Source organism: Streptomyces violaceus, assembly GCF_036014075.1.
Classification (GTDB): domain Bacteria; phylum Actinomycetota; class Actinomycetes; order Streptomycetales; family Streptomycetaceae; genus Streptomyces; species Streptomyces violaceus.
Map to the genome: position 1 here is coordinate 7874422 of NZ_CP107911.1, position 16545 is coordinate 7890966.

Here is a 16545-nt window from a genome sequence, read left to right on the forward strand (position 1 = left end):
CCGCCGACCCAGGGAGCATCGTGCCCGAGACCACGCCCGGTACCTCCGCCGTTCTGTCCGTACTCCCGGCCCTGAGCGCGCAGGCAGAGCGACTGATCGAGTCCGGGGTGCACGAGATCGCCGGGCTGCCGGCCGCCGAGATCCGTACGTACGCGGCGGACGCCGAGGCCCGGGCGGGCAGCGACGGCGCCCTGCTCGCCGTGCACCCGGACCGGGTCCCCGCCTCCGCCCTCGCGCCGCTGCTCCGCCGCGAGGGCAAGCCGGGCTTCGTCGTCGTCGACATGCCCGACGTCGATGAGTTCGCCCCCACCGCCATCGAGCTGCCCGAGGCCCCGCTCTACGTCCTCACCGGCCTCGACCGCGGTGACCACATGAGCAACTGGAGCCCGGACGAGGCATTGCCCGCCCTCACCAAGGAGGACCGCACCCCGCTGCTGCTCACCGAGGGCATCCACTGGGTGCTCCAGCAACCGGCGGCCCTGGAGCGCAACCTGTGCTTCATGACCATCGGCTCCCGGCTGCGCAAGCCGAACGGCACGTTCGACGCCCGCACCCCGGCGATCTGGATCAGCAACGGCACCGGGCGCGACGGCCGCGAGCGCCGCGACGCCCCGAAGGTCGGCTGGTGCTGGTGGAACAACCGCCACACCTGGCTGGGCTTCGCCTCCGCCACGGGCCGCAAGCCCTGAATCGTGTCCGGGGACACCGGCTCGGCTCGACGCGCCGCACCCCTTCCAGACCGGCGAGGGCACGGCGGCTCGTCACCACCACGAGCAGCCGCCCCGCGCGGCAGCAGCGGCCTGACCTGTGCCTCACTGCCCACGTTGTCCAGCACCAGGACCGCGCGGAGCCCGGCGGCGATCTCGTGGTAGTAGGTGAGCCGCTCCTCGGCGCTGAGCCGGGCCAGCTCCGCGTCCCCCACGCCCCACGCGCCCAGCAGTCCCGACAGGGCCTGCTCCGCGGGGAGCGGCCGCTCGTCCAGACCCCGCATGTCCACCAGGAACGCCCCGTCGGGGCAGGACGACGCCAGCTCCTCGGCCAGCCGGCCCGCCAGAGTCTTGCCGCTCCCGGGCGGGCCGGACACCACGGCCGCCGGCGGCACCAGCGGTCCCCGGCCCCGCGCCGGTTCGCTGCCGGCGGCCTCCTGCGCGAGGGCGCGCAGCGCGGCCAGTTCCGCCTGCCGCCCGACGAAGTCACGCACGCCCCTCGGCAGCGAGTGCGGCGAGGCCTTCGTGAACCCGGCGGGCTGGGCGCCGGGACGGGCGGCGCGAGCGGCGCCCAGGAGTTCCGCGTGTGCCGCGTCGTCCAGCTCCAGGCCCTGCGCGAGCGCGGTGACGGTGCCACGGTGCGGACGCCGGCTCTTGCCCCGCTCCATGTCACCGATGGCGCGCCCCGACACCCCGGAGGCCTCGGCCAGCTCCTCGATCGTCAGCCGACGGCTCTGCCGTAACGCGCGCAGCAGCCGTCCGAACGGCGCCGCGATCCCCACCCCGGTGTCCACCGCGCGATGATACGTGCGGCAGCCGGTGCACTCCCTCCGGCCGGGACACCGGCGGGCGGGCATCAGCCGGCGGCGTGGGCGCCGATGACCGCCTGCGCGTAGACGATGCCGAGACCGTAGGCGCCGCAGTGCGCCTTCACCACGTCCGTCACCGCGCCGTACGTCTCGGTACGGGCCCAGTCGCGCTGCAACTCCAGGAGCACCTGCACCCAGGTGACCGGGACGGCCCCGGCCTGGACCATGCGCTGGACCGCGTGCTCGTGGGCCTGCGGGCTGACGCCGCCGGACGCGTCGGTGACGACGTAGACCTCGTAGCCCTGGGCGAGCGCGGAGAGCGCGGGCAGGACGACGCACACCTCGGTCCACAGCCCCGCGATGACGAGCTTGCGCCGCCCGGTGGCCTTGACCGCCTCGACGAAGTCCAGGTCCTCCCAGGCGTTCATCGAGGTGCGGTCGACGGGCTTCTGCCCGGGGAAGACGTCCGCCAGTTGCGGCAGGAGCGGGGCCGGAGAAGGACTCGGCGGCCACGGTGCTCAGCACGACCGGTACGTCGAAGGTCCGGGCGGCTCTGGCCAGACCGACGGTGGCGTTGATGATGGCGGTGCGGTCGCCGCTGCCGGTGCCGGTGCCGAAGAACATCTGCGGCTGGTGGTCCACGAACAGCACCGCGCAGTTGTCCGGGGTGAGCAGGTCCGGGCCGGGGGTGGCGGTGACGTCGGCGATGCTGACCATGAGTGTCCTCCGGGGAGCGTGACTCCGGCTCGGATCCCGGCCGGTTCGCTCGTCACGCTAGGCACGCCGGACGAGCCTCGGAGAGGTCCGGGGAGGCCCGTGCACGGTGGGGACAGCAGGGGTGCGTACCGGGGCAACTTCCGTGCCGCGGCACCGATCCGGGCGGGCTCTCGGACCGTGGCGCCGGGGCGAGTTCGCGGGTAGAGAACCCCAGATCGAAGGACCTGGGGTTCACTGTTCCCGTGTGCGTCAGACGAAGGCACTCTGGCCGGTGATCGACTTGCCGACGATCAGGGTGTTCATCTCGCGGGTCCCCTCGAAGGAGTAGATGGCCTCGGCGTCGGCGAAGAACCGGGCGATGTCGTGCTCCAGGAGGATTCCGTTGCCGCCGAAGATCTCCCGGCTCCAGGCCACGACCTCCCGCATCCGGGAGGTGACGAACGCCTTGGCCAGGGCGGAGTGTTCGTCACGGAAGATCCCCGCGTCCTGCAGCCGGGCGAGCTGCACCAGCATGCCCCAGGACGCCGTGACGTTGCCCAGGCTCTTGACCAGCAGGTCCTGCACCAGCTGGAAGCCGCCGATCGGGCGGCCGAACTGGCGGCGCTCCCGGGCGTAGTCGAGGGCCAGTTCGTAGGCGCCGACCATCACGCCCAGCGCCTGCCAGGCCACCCCGCTGCGCGTGGCGCGCAGGATCTCGGCGACGTCCCGGAACGAGTTGATGTTCTGCAGACGGTTCGCCTCCGGTACGCGGACATCGGTCAGGGTGATCTCGGCGTTCTCCACGATCCGGAAGGCGATCTTGCCCTCGATCTTCACCGGGTCGAAGCCGGGCGTGCCCTTCTCGACGACGAAGCCCTTGACGTGGTTGTCGTCGACGTCCCGGGCCCAGACCACGACGTAGTCGGCGAAGGTCGCGTTGCCGATCCACTTCTTGGCGCCGTTCAGGACCCAGGTGTCGCCCTCGCGCCGGGCTGTGGTGCGCATGCCGCCCGCGACGTCGGAGCCGCCGAGCGGCTCGGTCATGGCGAACGCGCCGATCCTGTCCATCGCGGCCATCTCCGGGAGCCAGCGGTCGCGCTGCTCCTGGTCGCCGCCCGAGTGGATCGAGTACATCGCCAGGCCGTTGTGGACCCCGAAGAAGGTGGACACGGAGGCGTCGGTGCGGGTCATCTCCAGGGCGAGCATGCCGCTGAGGAGGTTGCTGACGGCGGGGCGGTGTTCGCCGTAGCCCTCGTAGGGGAGGCCGGCGAGGCCGCTGTCGCGGAACAGGGAGATGAGTTCCGTGGGGAACTCACCCTTGGCCCAGTTCTCGTTCACCAGCGGCTTGACCTCGTCCCGCATGAGGGCGCGGGCCTTGAGGAGGATCTTGCGCTCCTCGTCCGGCAGCAGGGCCTCGTAGGTGTAGAAGTCGGCGGTCAGCTGGTCCTCGAGCGGTTCGATGGTGGTGGTGGTCATCTCAGTTCTCCTCCTTGTCGGCGCTGTCCAGGGCGGACAGCACGGCGAGTTGCCTGCGGTCGCGCGTCTCGGTGAGTTCCGGGTACGTGGAGGAGCCGTAGGCCTTTTCCACGGCTTCGATGAGCCGTTCCTGTTCTTCCTCGTTCTGCGACGGGGTGCCGAGGCCCGCCCACATCTGCTTCATCGACGCGCCGATGTGCTCGGCCATGTGCCGGTAGCCGCCGGGTCCGCCGCCCAGGTGCGAGCCGAGGAACGGCCCGACCGTGGCCCAGCGCAGGCCCAGCGAGTTCGTCATCACCTTGTCGAGGTCCTCGGGGGTCACGACGCCCTGCTCGACGAGGTACACCGCCTCGCGGCTGAGCGCGTTCTGCAGCCGGTTCCCGACGAAGCCGGGGATCTCCTTGCGCTCGACGACCGGGGTGCGGCCGACCGAGGTGTAGAAGTCCACCGCGTCCTGCACGGCGTCCTCGCCGGTGCGCTCCCCGGGCACGACCTCGACGAGCGGGACCAGGTGCGGCGGGTTGAAGGGGTGGCCGATCAGGACCCGGGCGGCGGCCTCGTCCGGCAGCTCACGCGTGAACGCGCTGGACGGGATCGCCGACGAGGAGCTGAGCAGCAGCGCGTGGTCGGGTGCCTCCCGGACCAGCGTGGCGAACAGGTCCCGCTTGAACTCGACCCGCTCGGGGCCGTTCTCCTGGACGACGTCCGCGTCCCGGACCGCCTCGGCGGCATCGGCCGCGATGTGCACCCGGTCGGCGAGGCCGGTCACGTCCAGGCCCCGGGCGGCCAGCTGCGGGGCGTTCCGGTCCAGGGCCTCGGCGACGGCCTCGGCGAGGTCCGGCCGCGGGTCGGTCACCCGGACGGTCAGGCCGTGCGCGGCGAACAGCGTCGCCCAGGACAGTCCGATGGTCCCGGCGCCGATCACCGCGGCGGTGCGGAAGGCGCGGTTCATGACGCGGCTCCCTTCAGGTAGTCGTGGACCGGCTCGACGCCGGACAGCGTCAGGTCGGTGAGGATGTGGCTCGCGGAGACGACCTCCAGCACCGGCAGGTCGGCCAGCGGGGCGAGCACGTGCTGGAACAGCTGGAGCCGGGCGGGACCGGTCCAGGCACCCTTCACGGTGACGTCGGTGATGCGGGTGCGGACGAGTTCCTGCACGCGCGGCAGACCGTCGTAGCCGGGAACGGTCTTGAGCATGAAGGTCGGCACGGTGATCTGTGCCTCCGCCTCGGCCCGGTCCAGTTCGTGGTGCTTGTAGCCCATGGTCGCGGTGGCGACCCGCAACGTGCCGTGGTCGAGGGTGCCGACGAGCGCGCCGGTGTCGACGTGGAGCGCCGGGGAGCCCATGACCTTGGGGTAGGCGGAGACCTCGCGGCCGGAGGCGGTCGCCGGGAAGTTGTCGAGGTACATCGCGTGCAGGTACTCGCCCCGCTCGCCCTCGAGGCTGACGGGGATCGCCTGGCCGGCCTCCGTGTAGGGGCCGTAGCCGCTGACGTCGCCCATCTTCATGACCTCGAACCGGACCAGCGGCTCATCGATCCGCAGCGGTTCGGGGACCACGGCCCGCAGTGCGTCGGGGTCGGTGCGGTAGACGACGTTGAGGTACTCCCGGTCGGTGAACCGCGGGACGGTGGGCGCGAACGCCGGGCTGGTGAGCGGGGTGGTGACGTGCTGTCGTACGTCCTGTGCCTGCACGGCGCCTCACCGCCCCGTCCACTGCGCGGGGCGGCGCTCGGCGAAGGCGGTCATGCCCTCGCGGACGTCGGCCGAGGCCATCAGGGTCTTCATCTGTTCGCGCTGGAAGGCGAAGGCCTCGGCATCGGGCGCCCCGTCGGCGGCGCGGACGACGCGCTTGACGGTGGCGAGCGCGAGCGGGGCGTTCTCGGCGAGCCGCTCGGCCAGCCGGAGCGCTTCTGTGACGGCCTGGCCGGTGCCGGTGACCCGGTTGGCCAGGCCCAGTTCACCGGCGCGGCGGCCGTCGACGGGCTCGCCGGTCAGCAGGAGTTCCATGGCCAGGTGGTGCGGGATGCGCTTGGGCAGCCGGATCACGCCGCCGCCCGCGGCGATCAGCCCGCGCTTGACCTCGGGCAGACCGAACCGGGCGTCCTCGGCCGCGACGATCAGGTCGCAGGCCAGGGCCAGTTCGAAGCCGCCGCCCATGGCGAAGCCCTCCACGGCGGCGATCAGGGGCTTGGCCGGCTCGGACTCGGTCAGGCCGCCGAAGCCACGGCCCTCGACCTCGGGCGACTCGCCGCGCAGCGCCGCCTTGAGGTCCATGCCGGCGCTGAAGGTGCCGCCCTCACCGGTCAGGACACCGGCCCGCAGCGCCGGATCGGCCTCCAACTCGTCGAGCGCGCCGGCCAGTCCGGTGGCCACCGCCGCGTTCACGGCGTTGCGGGTCTCTGGCCGGTCGAGGGTGATCAGCAGGGCGGATCCGATGCGTTCGGTACGTACGACAGTGGTTTCTGAGGTGCTCATGGTTGTCCTTCTGTGACGGCCGTCGGGGGGCGCGGGCCGCTCCCCGACGGCGTGATGGCGGGAGGGGCGGCGCTCAGCGGGCGGCGTCGAGTTCGGCGAGGACGTCCTCGGTGTCCTGGCCCGCGACCGGCGCCAGCCGGCGGATCGAGCCGGGGGTCGCGGAGAAGCGCACCGGGATGCCGATGGTGCGGACGGTGCCCTCGGTCGGGTGCTCGGCGGTGTCGAGCAGGTGGCCGTCACGGACGTAGGGGTCCTCGTGGGCGTTCTCGAGCTCCAGCACGGGGGCCATCGGGATGCTGTGCTTGGCGCACACCTCCGCCCACTCCTCGGTGGTCAGCGCCGGGGCGCACACGCCGATCAGCTCGGCCAGGCCCTCGTGGTCGGCGCTGTCGATGGCGTCCCCGCCGACCCGCGGGTCCTCGGCGAGGTCCGGGCGTCCGGCGGCCGTGAAGAAGTCACGGTAGTTCTGCGGGTTGTACGGGATCACACAGGCCAGGCCGTCCTTGGTGCGCACCGCCTTGTGGCCCTTGAGCATCGACAGCGGGAAGCCCGTGGGGCTGCTCTCGGGCACGTGGGTGTGTCCCGCCAGGTGCTCGACGAGGTTGAAGGCGATCAGCGTGTCCGTCATCGGGATCTCGACCTGCTGGCCCCGCCCGGTCCTGTCCCGGTGCAGCAGTGCGGCGAGCACGCTGTAGGCGATGGTCAGGGAGGAGACCTTGTCGCCGATGATGGTCGGCAGGTAGACGGGCTCGCCCAGCGCGCGGTCGGCGATGTCGACCAGGCCGGACGCGGCCTGCACGGTCTCGTCGTAGGCGGCGTGGCCGGCGCGGTCCGAGTCGCCGCGGAACCCCTGGGCGTGCGCGTAGACGAGCCGCGGGTTGCGGGCGGCGATGTCGGCGTACGACAGACCCAGGCGGTGCAGCGCGCCGGGCCGCATGTTCGTGATCAGCACGTCCGCGGTGTCGACCAGGTCGAGCGCGCGCTCCCGGTCGGTCTCGTCCTTGAGGTTGAGGGTCACGCTCCGCTTGTTGCGGTTGACGTTGAGATTCAGCGGCGTCATGCCCGGCGTCGTGCGGTAGTGGCCCACGCGCACGGTGTCGGCGGGCGACTCGATCTTGATCACGTCGGCGCCCAGGTCACCGAGGATCTGGGCCGCGTACGGGCCCATCACCACGGTCGAGAGGTCGATCACGCGCACGCCTTCCAGAGGGCCGGCGGTGGTCTCCGTGATTTCCGTCATCGTTACCTTCACTCCTTGCTTCACCGCATGTGTGTATCTGGAAACTAAGTTAGCAAGGGCTGGTCTCGAACGGAATGACCAAATAGCGAAAGGCGGTATGACCGCAGTGGTCATACCGCCTTTTCGAGGCTTCTTCAGAATTCAGGCGTGAAGGGGATCGGCGAATACCTCGCGGGCTGCTGCGACGACTTCCTCCAGGTCACCGCCATCGGCTCGGTCTTTGCGCCAGAACAGACCGGTCACCAGCGTCGGGTGGAAATCGGAGAAGGGGAGGACAGTCACATTGTCAAGGCGGTAATTCTGCACAGGGCTTCTCGAATCCAGCATGGAAATAGAGAATGCCAGTCCGCTGGCCACTATCTCGGAAACTCCGTCGAAAGTCACGCTGCTCAGTTCGATCCGCTTCTTGATGCCGAGATCGGACAGCTGCTGGTCGAGTCCGCGGAAATACGCGTTGGTCACGGCCGTGGGGGAGCCCGCGTAGGCGAGTTCGGCCAGCTCCGCCAGCCCGACCGACTCCCGCCCCGGGAACCGGTCCCTGGGCACGACCGCGCCGAGCCGCTCCGACATCACCGGCAACTGTTCCAGGGCGGGGTCGCCGCCGACCGGCAGCCGGGCCAGCGTCAGCGCGAGCCGGCCGTCGCACACCGCGTCGACCAGCCGGTCAGTGCCCCCCGGCCAGCGTTTGATCTCGAACCGGTCGCCGACCCGCCCGGCGAGGGCGTCCATCCGTTCGCGCAGGTCCGGATGGATACCGCTGGGGACGCCGAGCAACAAGGTGGTCCGCTGCGGCCGGGCCGTCTCCTCCAGCCGCCAGCGGATGGAATCGACCTGCTCCAGAACACCGCGCGCGATTGGCAGCAGCGCGGTGCCGGCCGGGGTGAGCCTCACACGATGCGTGTCACGGTCGAACAGCCGGTGCCCGAGTTCGCTCTCGAGATCCTTGATCCGCCGGCTCAGCGGGGACGCCGCCATGTGCAGTTTGCGGGCCGCGGTGGAGAAGTTCAGTTCTTGGGCGACGGCGACGAAATAACGCAGGTGTAGGAGCTCCACACCACCCACCCTAGCCACCGCGCGCCGTGCTTCCCGCCCCCTGGTGCGGCCAGGTCACACCCGGTTGGCGCGCCGGGTGGTCAGTCCGCCTCCTGCCGGCGTTACAGCGCGCCCGTGGTCTTGCCGGGCTGGGTGGCAGCCCAACTCGCGAGGAGCCTGAGCCGGTCCTCGTCGTCGGTGCCCGGCTCGGCGGTGTAGAGGGGCAGATCGTGCACCGCCCGGTCGGCGACCGCCAGGAGGAGTGCCGCCAGTCTCCGCGGGGGGTGCGACGACCGGCGTCGTCGCCGCAGGAGTCGTGCGAGTCTCCTCGGCATCACGTGCACCTTCCGGTAGGGGACGTCATCAGGACGACCGGAACGCAGATCGGTGAAGGAAACTTTCGCTGTGCGCGGCGGAGAAATTAACAAGAAGAGGTGAGCGAGGCCATAGGTGCGACGGGGCGAGATGCCAGAATGGCCGGACACACCAACACGACGCTGTCCAACCGGCTTTCGGGCCCCGGCCGCGGCCCGGGCGCGAGCGGTTCGATGATCGGGAAGGCGACCTTGGCGGACCACGCAACCGACGGGCCGACGGAGCAGGACGACGAGCGCGAGGGCACGTCCCGGCCGGTCACCATCGCGTACATCGCCGAGTCGGCGGGAGTCTCCGTCCCGACCGTGTCCAAGGTCATCAACGGCAGGTCGGGGGTTTCGGCGGACACACGGGCGCGTGTCGAGGCCCTGGTCAATGAGTACGGCTACCGCAAGCCCACGGGCGCGGGCCGGAACAACGTCGTGGAGCTCGTGTTCCGCGAACTCAAGGACATGTGGGCGGTCGAGATCATCCGGGGCGTGGAACAAGTGGCCCGACAGCATCGCGTCGGTGTCATGGTGTCCGAGTTCGGACTGCACGACTCGGCAGCGCCCACCTGGGACGACACCGTCTCCCGGCGGCCGAACTGCGTGCTGTCCGTGGCCCAGCTCTCCGAGGCCGAGCGCGCGCGGCTGACGGCGAAGGGGATTCCGTTCGTCGTCTTCGACCCGACCACCGAACTGCCGGACGACGTCCCGTTCGTGGGTGCTACGAACTGGTCCGGCGGCCGGACCGCGACCCGCCATCTCACCCGGCTCGGGCACCGCCGCATCGCGATGATCAGCGGCCCAGAGGACGTGCTGTGCTGCTGCGCCCGGCTGGACGGATACCGCTCCGCGATGCAGGCCGCCGGCCTCCAGGCCGATCCCGGACTGGTCGTGCACGCGCCGCTCACCCAGGAGGACGGCTGTGCCGCGGCGCGTTCCCTGCTGGCCCTGCCCGACCGACCCACCGCGATCTTCACCGCCAACGACCTGCAGGCACTCGGCGTCTATCAGGCGGCGCGTGAGGCGGGCCTGCGCATCCCCGACGACCTCAGTGTCGTCGGTTTCGACGACCTGCCGGTCGTGGCCTGGGTGGATCCGCCCCTGACCACCGTCCACCAGCCCCTGACCGAGATGGCCGTGGCCGCTACCGAACTGGCACTCACGCTCGGTCGTGGTGAGGCGGCCCCGCAGGTCGGACTGGAGATCGCGACCACCCTGACGGTCCGGGCCAGCACGGCTCCACCCAAGAACTGACCTGCCGCAGCAGGCCGTTGGGCATTGACCCCGGGGAGAGCCGTCGTTAGCCTCCCACGGAAACAATCCATCAGTGAGAGGGAAAGTTTCGCTTCCGAGCCGGGTGTCTGGTCGAACCAGCGAAAGGACCTGATGAGGCCGCCGAACGCGCCCGCGACGGGCAACACCATCAGTAACCCCGTGATCCCCGGCTTCCACCCGGATCCGTCCGTCTGCCGGGCGGGCGAGGACTACTACCTCGCGTGCTCCAGCTTCGAGTACTTCCCCGGCGTACCGATCTTCCACAGCCGGGACCTGGTGCACTGGACCCAGATCGGCAACGTACTCGACCGCCCGAGCCAACTGCGCCTGCCGCTGGACTCGTTCTCGTCGGGAGGGATCTACGCGCCCACGCTGCGCTACCACGACGGCCGCTTCTGGCTGATCGTCACGAACGTGAGCGGCGACGGCAATCTGCTCTTCACGGCCGCCGACCCGGCGGGCCCCTGGTCCGATCCGCTCCCGCTGCCCGGGGTGCACGGCATCGACCCGGATCTCGCCTGGGACGACGACGGCACCTGCTGGTGCACCACGGCCGGAGTCGGGCAGGTCCGCATCGACCCCGGAACCGGGGAGGCCTTCGGCCCGCGGCGCCGGCTCTGGTCCGGAGCCCCCGGCGCCAAGGCCCCTGAAGCACCGCACCTCTACCGGATCGGCGACTACTGGTACCTGCTCATCGCCGAGGGCGGCACCGAGCGGTGCCACGGCGTCTCGATCGCCCGCGGCCGCACGCCCACGGGCCCGTTCGAGCCGTGCCCGGCCAACCCGATCCTGTCCCACCGGGGCACCGACCACCCCATCCAGAACACCGGGCACGCGGACCTCGTCCAGGCACCCGACGGCTCGTGGTGGATGGTGCTGCTCGGCGTACGGCCGGGTGGTGGCACGCCCGGCTGGCACGTACTCGGGCGGGAGACGTTCCTGGTGCCGGTCGACTGGGCCGACGGCTGGCCGGTCGTCGGCGAACTGGCGCCCGTCCTGCCCGCCCCCTCCTGGCCGCTGCGGCCCCCCACCGCCGAGCCGGACGTCCGGGACGACTTCGACACGAACGAGCTCGCCCCGCACTGGATCTCGCTGCGCCACCGTCCCCCGGAGGTCTGCACGACAGCGGAACGGTCCGGTCAACTGACCCTGCGGGCCCGCGGCGGGTCGCTCGACGAGCCGGACGTGACGTTCGTGGGCCGCAGGCAACAGCATCCGTCCTGCCGGGTGCGCGCCCTGGTCGACATGGCGGAGGGGCGCGGTGGTCTGGCCGTCCGCCTCGACGAGCAGCACCACTACGACATCGAGGCCTCGTCCCAAGAGGTGCGGGTGCGCGCCCGCATCGGTCCGTTGGACACCGTCGTGGCATCCCGGCCGACCGGCCCGGGACCTGTGGTGCTCCGCATCGAGGTGGCCGAAGAGCGGACGGTGAACGACGCACGCACCGGCCCCGACACCATCTCGATCGGCATCGAGGAACCGGACGGCGCCTTCGCCAGACTCGCCTCGCTGGACGGCCGGTATCTGTCCACGGAGGTCGCCGGCGGCTTCACCGGCCGGGTCATCGGAATGTTCGCCGCGGCCGGCTCCGTCCACTTCGACTGGTTCGACTACGAGCCGCTCGAAGACTGAGGCCGCCTCCCCTCAGCCGGCCTGCCTCCTCCTCGGCGTCCTCGACGCTGGAGGTGTCTGTGGAGGAATCGCAGCGTCGGCTACGGACCCCACCGCTTCTGCCCAACCCATTGACAAGCCCTTCCCAGAGGCTGAAGATCGCGCCTGCAGGAACAGGATTGAATCGATTCAAGCACTCGGTTCAGGTGTGTCTCCTCTCTTGCCTCTCCTCGACTGCACTCCCGGGAAGGTCCTCTCCATGCATAACGTTTCCCGTCGGGCTGCCCTGCGCTCGGCCATAGCCGTGGCCCTCGCGCCCACGCTGGGCTCCCTGGTCCTTCCCGGCCTCGCACCGGCGGCCGCCGCCGCGGAGTCCTGGACCGCGAAGTGGATCTGGGCGCCGTCCAGTGCGACGAACCAGTGGGTCGCCTTCCGCAGGACGTTCCGGCTGGCTGCCGCGCCGTCCGAAGCCGTGACACGGATCGCGGCGGACTCCAAGTACTGGCTGTGGGTGAACGGCACCCTGGTCGTCTTCGAGGGCGGCCTCAAACGCGGCCCCAACCGCACCGACACCTACTACGACGAGATCGACCTCGCCCCGTACCTCGACGGCGGCGACAACACGATCGCGCTGCTCGTCTGGCACTTCGGCAAGCAGGGCTTCTCTCATCACAGCAGCGGCAAGGGCGGCCTGCTGTTCCAGTCGGACCTGAGGACCGGCACGACGACCAGCCGCCTGGTCAGTGACACCGACTGGAAGCACACGGTCCACCCGGGCTACTCCCACGACACCAGCGGTCCGCAGGCGAACTTCCGGCTGCCCGAGTCGAACATCCACTACGACGCTCGCGACGCCACCGCCATGACGGGCTGGCGGGCCCCGGGATTCGACGACAGCGGCTGGACAGCGCCCACCGACTCCGGAGCCGCCGGCTCCGCGCCCTGGAACAGCCTCGTCCGGCGGCCCATCCCGCTGTTCCGCCACTCCGGCCTGAAGTCCTACACCAACGCCTCCGCCCTCCCGGGCACCGGCCAGGGGTCCACCCCGATCCCGGCCGGCCTCCCGTCCAACATCCAGGTCACCCCGTACCTCAAGGTGGACGCTCCGGCCGGCGCGGTCATCGGCATGCAGACCGACCACTACGACGACGGCGCCGGCCTGTCCGGGATCGAGCCCGGGACCGCCTACAACGTCCGCTCCACCTACGTCTGCACCGGCGGAGTCCAGGAGTTCGAGTCGCTGGGCTGGATGAGCGGCACCGCGGTCCGGTACACCGTCCCGGCCGGTGTGACCATCCTGGAGCTGAAGTACCGGGAGAGCGGCTACGACACCGACTTCGCGGGCTCCTTCAGCAGCGACGACGCCTTCCTCGACACCCTGTGGTCCAAGGCCGCCCGCACGATGTACGTCAACATGCGCGACAACTACATGGACTGCCCGACCCGTGAGCGCGCCCAGTGGTGGGGTGACGTGGTCAACCAGCTGAAGGAGGGCTTCTACACCTTCGACACCAGATCCCACGCGCTCGGCGCGAAGGCCATCTCCCAGCTGGTTGCGTGGCAGGAGACCGGCGGAGTGCTCTACTCCCCGATGCCGTCGGTGATCTGGACCGCCGAACTGCCCGTCCAGATGCTCGCCTCGGTCTGGTCCTTCTGGACCTACTACCTCCACACCGGCAACGCCGACGCCGTCACCGGGGCCTACCCGGCGGTGAAGCAGTACCTGAACCTGTGGAGCCTGGACGGCGACGGCCTGGTCGTCCACCGCGCGGGGGACTGGGACTGGGAGGACTGGGGCAGCGACATCGACGCCCGCGTCCTCGACAACTGCTGGTACTACCTGGCGCTGGACACCGCCGCCGAGCTGGCCGACCTCAGCGGCAACAGCGGCGATGTGGCCGGGTGGCGGGCCCGGCAAAACAGCATCAAGGCCAGCTTCGACCGCGTGCTGTGGAACGCGTCCGGCAACGAATACCGCTCACCCGGCTACACCCGCGACACCGACGACCGGGCCAACGCCCTGGCCGTCGTCGCGGGTCTGGCCCCCGCCTCCCGCCACCGTGCCGTCACCGAGGTGCTGCGCACCCACCTCAACGCCAGCCCGTACATGGAGTTCTACGTCCTGGAGGCGCTGTATCTGATGGGCGCGGCCACCGTCGCCGAGGAACGGATGCGCAACCGCTTCGCCGCCCAGGTCGCCGACCCCGCCTGCCACACCCTGTGGGAGCTGTGGGACAAGGCGGCGGGCACCGACAACCACGCCTGGAACGGGGGCCCGCTGTACGCGCTGTCCGCATACGCCGCCGGTGTGCGCCCCACCCGGCCCGGCTGGACGACGTACGAGGTGATCCCCCAGACCGGCACGCTCACGAAGATCGACACGGTTACGCCCACGGTCAAGGGAGACATCCGCTTCGGCATCCGGCGCGACGGCACCGAGGTCACCCTGAAGCTCACCTCTCCGAGCGGAACGACCGCTCGTGTGGGCGTCCCCACGTACGGCGGCTCCCGGCCCGTCATCAAGGCGAACGGCACCACCGTCTTCAGCGGCGGTTCCTTCACGGGCGGCGTCAGCGGTCTCGGCCGTGACGGCCAGGACTCCTCGTACGTGTACTTCACCGTCCGGCCCGGCACGTGGACCTTCACGGCGACGGGCACCGGCCGACTCGACAATCTCGCCCTGGGCAGGTCCGTCACCAGCAACAACAGCCTGGAGAACGCTGACTGGGGCAGGAGCCGGCTCACCGACGGCAAGCTCACGAGCGTGAACAGGGCCAAGGGCTTCACCAGCAACGAGTTCGCCTCCGCCGACATCGGCGCGAACCCCGTGTGGGTGGAGATCGACCTCGGCTCGGACACCGACCTCGACGCCGTACGGCTCTTCCCCCGCACCGACACGTCCGCGGCGGACGGTGGCACGGCGGGCTTCCCCGTCGACTTCACCCTCCAGGCCCGGGGCGACGGCTCCGGTACGTACACCACCGTCCGCACGGTCACCGGCCAGCCGAACCCCCGCGGGCTCGTCCAGACGTACGGCTTCAAGACGATCACTGCCCGCTACCTCCGTCTGCGGGCCACCAGACTCGGCGCGCCCGCCGCCGACGAGTCCGCCAAGTACCGTCTCCAGCTCGCCGAACTCACGGTCCCCACCGCCGCGACCACGGTCACCAGCAACTGCACCCTGGAGAACGCCGACTGGGGCAAGACCCGGATCCTGGACGGCGCCACCACCAGCGTGACCGGCGCCAAGGGCTTCACCAGCATCGACTTCGCCTCCGCCGACATCAGTGACACGCCCGTGTGGATCGAGGTCGACCTGGGCGCCGACCGGGCGATCGGCACCGTCACCCTTCACCCGCGCACCGACACGTCCGCGGCGGGCGGTGGCACGGCGGGCTTCCCCGTCGACTTCACCCTCCAGGCCCGGGGCGACGGCTCCGGTACGTACACCACCGTCCGCACCGTCACCGGCCAGAGCAATCCCGAGGGAGCCGCCCAGACCTACACCCTCACCCCCGCCACCGGCCGCTACCTGCGCCTGCGCGCCACCCGGCTGGGCACCCCCGCCGCCGACGAGACGACCAAATACCGCTTGCAGCTCGCCGAGGTACGCGTCGGGTAGCGGACGTCGCAGGCCGACCCCGGCTCGGCCGGGTCGGCCTACGCCGACGGCGGGGCCGTGGTCCGGCGCGGCACGAGCGTGGGGGAGAGCATGACCCGGCTCGACGGCCGGTGACGGTCGGCGATCCGGTCCAGCAGGAGGCGTACGGCGTTCCTGCCCATCTCGTGCCCCGCCTGGTCGACGCTGGTCAGTGAGATCGGGCCGAACGCGGCCAGGGCGGTGTTGTCGTAGCCGGCCACCGAGAGGTCGCCGGGGACGGACAACCCGGCCTCGCCGACCGCTTCCAGGACACCCATCGCGACGACGTCGGCTCCGGCGAAGACGGCCGTGGGCCGGTGCGAGCGGGCCAGCAGTTGCCTGGCGCCCTCGTAGCCGCCTTCCTGGGTGTAGCTGGTGGACACGACGTCGATCGACTCCTGAAGGCCGTGCGCCCGCATGGCCTGCCGGTATCCGTCGGCACGCCGGGCGTTGGGCATCTCCGCGAGGCGTGCGGGATCGGTTTCGCGGTGGTCGATGTGGGCGATGCGTCGATGCCCGAGACCGGCGAGGTGGCCGACCACCAAGGACGCGCCCTCGATGTCGTCGTCGGCCACCGTGTCGTACAGCGGAGACGAGCCGTGCCGGCCGATGACGACGGTCGGCACGGCGGAGGCCACATACTCCAGGCGGGTTCGCGACGACACGGGGGCGACCAGGACGATGCCGTCCATACTGCGGTCGATCATCGCCTCGGTGACGCGGGCCTCGGCCTTCTCGCCGTTGCAGCCCGGTCCGAGAAGCACCTGGTACTCGGTGTCCTCCAGTGAAGCCGTGATGCCGTCGAGGATCTCGGGGAAGAAGGGGTTGCGGATGTCGGGCAGCATCACGCCGATGGTGTAGGTCTGCCCACGCAGGGCCCTGGCGCCCGTGTGCGGACGGTAGCCCAGTTCGTCGATCGAGCGCCGCACCTTGGCACGCATCTCGGGGCTGGCGCCGTAGGCGCCTCGCAGCACCTTGGAGACGGCGGTCGTGGAGACCTGGGCGTGACGCGCGACGTCGACGATGGTGACTCTGCGACGTGCTGCTGGCGGCTCCATCCGGTCCCTTGCCTCTCTGGGAAACGCTGCCGCCGAGTGTATGCCGGGCATCTTGACGTCCCGCAGGGTGCTCTCTAGGGTCGGGCCCACCTTCTATGGGAAACGTTACCCACGACCACGACCGTCCGGAAAGCGGCACCATCCTTCCGTATCCAGGGTCC

The 16545-nt window shown here is 70.7% G+C and carries 13 protein-coding genes and 2 pseudogenes; 5 read left to right on the forward strand and 10 right to left on the reverse strand.

Translation table 11 applies throughout. The annotated features are described in order from the left end of the window. Positions 1 to 20 precede the first annotated feature (20 nt). Both OG542_RS35555 and OG542_RS35560 read left to right on the forward strand, forming a co-directional pair. A complete protein-coding gene (locus tag OG542_RS35555) occupies positions 21 to 689 on the forward strand; it encodes a DUF5701 family protein (RefSeq protein ID WP_328416289.1) in 669 nt (222 codons plus the stop codon). A 176-nt stretch (positions 690 to 865) separates the two neighbouring features. Continuing rightward, positions 866 to 1450: a hypothetical protein gene (locus tag OG542_RS35560; RefSeq protein WP_328416291.1), complete on the forward strand. Its 585-nt coding sequence runs from the start codon at positions 866 to 868 to the stop codon at positions 1448 to 1450. Here OG542_RS35560 and OG542_RS40790 read toward each other — a convergent pair. The 9 genes and pseudogenes from OG542_RS40790 to OG542_RS35600 all read right to left on the reverse strand — a co-directional run. After that, positions 1343 to 1564: pseudogene (locus OG542_RS40790) on the reverse strand (helix-turn-helix domain-containing protein); the annotation flags it as partial. The gene OG542_RS35560 and the pseudogene OG542_RS40790 sit on opposite strands and share 108 nt — an antisense overlap. Further along, positions 1564 to 2233 (reverse strand): annotated as a pseudogene (locus OG542_RS35565) (hydrolase). The pseudogenes OG542_RS40790 and OG542_RS35565, both read right to left, overlap by 1 nt. 249 nt (positions 2234 to 2482) lie before the next feature. Further along, complete coding sequence (locus tag OG542_RS35570) at positions 2483 to 3688, reverse strand: acyl-CoA dehydrogenase family protein (protein ID WP_328416293.1); 1206 nt, start codon at positions 3686 to 3688, stop codon at positions 2483 to 2485. 1 nt (position 3689) lies between these two features. After that, complete coding sequence (locus tag OG542_RS35575) at positions 3690 to 4640, reverse strand: 3-hydroxyacyl-CoA dehydrogenase NAD-binding domain-containing protein (protein WP_328416295.1); 951 nt, start codon at positions 4638 to 4640, stop codon at positions 3690 to 3692. Then, complete coding sequence (locus OG542_RS35580) at positions 4637 to 5383, reverse strand: acetoacetate decarboxylase (RefSeq protein WP_328416297.1); 747 nt, start codon at positions 5381 to 5383, stop codon at positions 4637 to 4639. Before OG542_RS35580 ends, OG542_RS35575 begins: the two co-directional genes overlap by 4 nt. A gap of 6 nt (positions 5384 to 5389) precedes the next feature. Continuing rightward, positions 5390 to 6166: a crotonase/enoyl-CoA hydratase family protein gene (locus OG542_RS35585; protein ID WP_328416300.1), complete on the reverse strand. Its 777-nt coding sequence runs from the start codon at positions 6164 to 6166 to the stop codon at positions 5390 to 5392. Between the two features lie 73 nt (positions 6167 to 6239). After that, positions 6240 to 7406, reverse strand: coding sequence for a CaiB/BaiF CoA transferase family protein (locus OG542_RS35590; protein WP_261682853.1), 1167 nt, complete (start codon positions 7404 to 7406; stop codon positions 6240 to 6242). 141 nt (positions 7407 to 7547) lie between these two features. Then, the gene (locus tag OG542_RS35595) at positions 7548 to 8459 is read right to left on the reverse strand and encodes a LysR family transcriptional regulator (RefSeq protein ID WP_328416303.1); all 912 of its coding nucleotides are present in this window, start codon (positions 8457 to 8459) and stop codon (positions 7548 to 7550) included. A gap of 101 nt (positions 8460 to 8560) precedes the next feature. After that, on the reverse strand, positions 8561 to 8773 hold the full coding sequence (locus OG542_RS35600) for a hypothetical protein (protein ID WP_328416305.1): 213 nt from the start codon (positions 8771 to 8773) through the stop codon (positions 8561 to 8563). A gap of 213 nt (positions 8774 to 8986) precedes the next feature. On the opposite strand from OG542_RS35600, the gene OG542_RS35605 reads away from it, so the two are divergent. The 3 genes from OG542_RS35605 to OG542_RS35615 all read left to right on the forward strand — a co-directional run bounded on the left by OG542_RS35605 (position 8987) and on the right by OG542_RS35615 (position 15308). Then, the gene (locus OG542_RS35605) at positions 8987 to 10054 is read left to right on the forward strand and encodes a LacI family DNA-binding transcriptional regulator (RefSeq protein WP_311130521.1); all 1068 of its coding nucleotides are present in this window, start codon (positions 8987 to 8989) and stop codon (positions 10052 to 10054) included. 132 nt (positions 10055 to 10186) lie between these two features. Further along, positions 10187 to 11707, forward strand: coding sequence for a glycoside hydrolase family 43 protein (locus OG542_RS35610; protein WP_328416307.1), 1521 nt, complete (start codon positions 10187 to 10189; stop codon positions 11705 to 11707). A gap of 238 nt (positions 11708 to 11945) precedes the next feature. Further along, positions 11946 to 15308, forward strand: a complete 3363-nt coding sequence (locus OG542_RS35615; protein WP_328416309.1) for an alpha-L-rhamnosidase-related protein — start codon at positions 11946 to 11948, stop codon at positions 15306 to 15308. Between the two features lie 38 nt (positions 15309 to 15346). On the opposite strand, the gene OG542_RS35620 is transcribed toward OG542_RS35615, so the two are convergent. Further along, a complete protein-coding gene (locus tag OG542_RS35620; protein WP_328416311.1) occupies positions 15347 to 16384 on the reverse strand; it encodes a LacI family DNA-binding transcriptional regulator in 1038 nt (345 codons plus the stop codon). Positions 16385 to 16545: the final 161 nt, after the last annotated feature.